The 2,957-nt window shown below is 81.7% G+C and carries 2 protein-coding genes; both read right to left on the reverse strand.

What is annotated here, in order from left to right:
* Positions 1 to 73: 73 nt before the first annotated feature.
* The gene (locus tag G6556_RS18100; protein WP_166944440.1) at positions 74 to 1,258 is read right to left on the reverse strand and encodes a M15 family metallopeptidase; all 1,185 of its coding nucleotides are present in this window, start codon (positions 1,256 to 1,258) and stop codon (positions 74 to 76) included.
* 310 nt (positions 1,259 to 1,568) lie between these two features.
* Positions 1,569 to 2,957: hypothetical protein (locus tag G6556_RS18105; protein ID WP_166944442.1), on the reverse strand; the 1,389-nt coding region annotated here is incomplete at its 5' end.

Genomic DNA, 2,957 nt, shown 5'->3' on the forward strand with positions numbered 1-2,957 from the left:
GACGACGACGTCGGGGCGGCGCGCACGCCGGGTGCGCGAGACGATCCATCACACCACCGCGCGGGCGGGGTGTTCAAGAGTCGGCGGCGGGTCCCTGCGCGGCCGTCGGGGTGCCGGGGGCGCCGGCGGCCGGCGTGCCCGGGGCGCCGGGCGCGGGAGCCGGCGTCCCGGTGTACTCCCAGTGCCACGGCTCCAGCGGTCCGGAGCCGCCCGGGCCGGCCCAGGCGGGGTGCTCCCAGCCGGCCGCCGGCCCGTGCGCGACCATCCAGGCGTACAGGGGCGAGTCGAACTGCCCGACCCCGCCGAACCCGGCGAAGTCGACCGCGACCCCCCAGCCGTGGTGCGACAGGCCGGCCGGGGCCGCGAGCCCGCCCTTCGCGCTCTTGAGCGCCGCCTGCTCGGCGTACGTCCGGTAGGTGCTGCCGACCGGCAGGTCCGTCCCGTGGTCCGCGCGGAACTGCTCGTTCAGGGCGACCAGCGCCACCACCGCGTCGCAGCGCAGCCGCGCGCCGGGGGCGAACGGCACCGGGCAGAGCAGGGCGGGGTCGACCGTGCCGTCCGCCAGCAGCCCCGACGGGCGTGCGCTGCCGCCACCCGTGCGCACCGGCGCGCCGACGACGCGCCCGTCGAGCACCGGGAGTTCGGCGGCCGCCCGGGTCGCGTCCCCGACGGCGAGCTCGACCCGCTCCAGGCCGGCCGCGTCACCCGCGGCGTGGTCCGCCGCCACCGGCACGCTGCGCTCGACGGCCAGCGCGAGCCGGAACACCGAGCCCGCGGCCGCCCGCACCCGCAGCGCCGACGCGACGCGGTCGCCGGGCGTCGCGGCCGGCTCCGCCCAGGCGTCGGTGAGCCGGACCACCGCCGCGTCCATCCCCGGCAGGTCGTCGAGCGGCCGGGGCGAGACCCGCAGCGGCTCCACGCCGGCGGCCGCGTCGAGCGCCGCCCGGGCGAGCAGCGCCGAGGCCGCCGTCACCGCGGGCTCCTCCGCGGCCGTGCGAGCCGTCCACCGGGCGCCGTCGGCGTCGGCGGTGCGCACGGGGTCGAACTCGACGGCGGCGGACGGGGCCCGCTCGGTGGCGGCCTCGGCCGGTGTCCCGGTCCCGCCCGGCACCGGGCCGCCCGTCAGCGAGGCGCCGAGCGCCGCGACGAGCCCGGCCGCCAGCGTCACCCGGGCGCCGGCCCGGGCCACCGCCGCGCCCCGGCCGAGCCGCGCGCGCCCGACCAGCCGGTGGCGTGGGCGGCGCGGCGCTGACGGCATCGCGGGGGCTCCTGGGCGAGGCGGGTCGCTGGTCCGCGTGGGCGCGGCCACCGGGAGGTCCCGGTCCCGCGACGGCCGGTCGTGCCCGCGTCACGAGCGGCGTCGTCGCCGTCGTCCCCAGCCGGGGGCGCCGGAGCCGCGCCACCCACGAGGTGCGCGCCGGTCGCGCCGGGCACCTGCGCCCGGCTCCCGCCACGGGCGCCCCGTCGCTCCGAGGCGTGCCGTCCCGTCAGCGTAAGAAGGGCTCGCGGAGGGTGTCAACGCGAACGAGTGACCCCGGTCCCACCGGACCCGATACCGCCCGGCGCGCTCAGAGCGCGTCCCGCGCCGCCTCCGCCGCACGGAGCCGCTGGTCGGCGCGCTCCGCCTGCCGGGCGGCCGCCGTCCGGGCCGAGCGCGCATGCCGCACCTCCAGCCCGACCTCCCGGGCCTCCTGCTCGGCGGCCGCCAGGGCCGCGCGCAGCCGTTCGATCTCGTCCCGGGCGCGCGCGACCGTCCCCGCCAGCTCCTCGGCCCGCTCCTCGGCCGCCCGCAGCCGGTCGGCGGCCTCGTCCCGGGCGCCGCGACGCGCGTCGGCCTCCTCCCGGGCCAGGGCGAGGTCGTGGTCCGCGCTGCGCACGGCGGCGGCGTGGCGCCGCTCGCGGGCCTCGCGCTCGGCCTCGGCGCGACGCTCCCGCTCGGCGCGGGCGGCGGTCTCACGCTGCTCGCGCTCGGCGCGGGCGGCGGCGTCGCGCGGCTCGCGCCCGGCGGCGGCAGCCGTGCGCGTGCCGTCTCGGGAGGTGCTCCCCCGTCCCCGGCGCTCGCGTGGGGCCGCTTCCTCCCCCGGGCGGCTGTCGTCCCGCGACCCGGCCGCGTGCCCGGGACCGTCGTCGTCCTCGGAGACCCGCACCCGCCCGCGCCGCCGCCGACCGGGCAGCGAGACGGTCTCCTCCGGCTCGTCCGTGCCGCCGCCTGGGGCCCGCTCCTCGTCGCCGACATCCTCCTGCGCGTCGTCCTCGGCGACCCGCACCCGACCCCGACGCCCGGCGGGCACCGCACGTATCGGCTGCTCGGGTTCCTCGGCCGTCAGCAGCCGGCCGCGCCGTCGGCGGGGTCTGGCGTCCGTCCCGTCCGCGCCCGCCTCGTCCGCCGGTGCGCGCTGCTCCTCCGCCGGTACCGCCCGCAGCGGCGTCCGCCGACCCGGTGCGCCTGCGAGCGGGGGCGCGTCGGGCACCGCCACGGCGCCCGCGACGTCGACCGGCTCGAACCCCGACGAGAACAGGTCCCGCACCAGCAGCCCCGTCGCGACCGCCGCCGCTGCGTCGGGGTCACCCATCGCCGCCCGCAGCGTCGCCTCCACCTGGCCGCGCACCGCGCCTCCGGCCCCGCCGCCGAGCAGGTCCAGCGCCGCGTCCGCCGCCGCGCCGACCGCACGCTGCTGCTCGGCGTGCAGCGCCCGGAGGTCCGCGCCCGCGAGGGCCGCCTGCGCCTCCCGGATCCGCACCCCGAGGTCGAGCAGCGCACCCAGGTCCTCAGGCCGCTCCCGCACCAGGAGGTTCACGGCGGCCGCCGCGGAGGACGGCTTGCGCAGCGCGCCCACGGCCCGCGCGAGCTCCCGGTCCCCGTCGGCACGGGCGTCCCGGACGGCCACGGCGCGCGCCGCGGTGAACTCGGCGGGCGGCACGCCGTACAGCCCCGCCGCCACCTCGACCAGGTCCGC

It is taken from the genome of Cellulomonas sp. IC4_254 (assembly GCF_011603975.1).
Taxonomy (GTDB): Bacteria; Actinomycetota; Actinomycetes; order Actinomycetales; family Cellulomonadaceae; genus Cellulomonas.

Bases quoted from the DNA above. Each gene is read 5' to 3' on its own strand.
- G6556_RS18100 (WP_166944440.1), bottom strand. From the start codon at position 1,258: ATGCCGTCAGCGCCGCGCCGCCCACGCCACCGGCTGGTCGGGCGCGCG.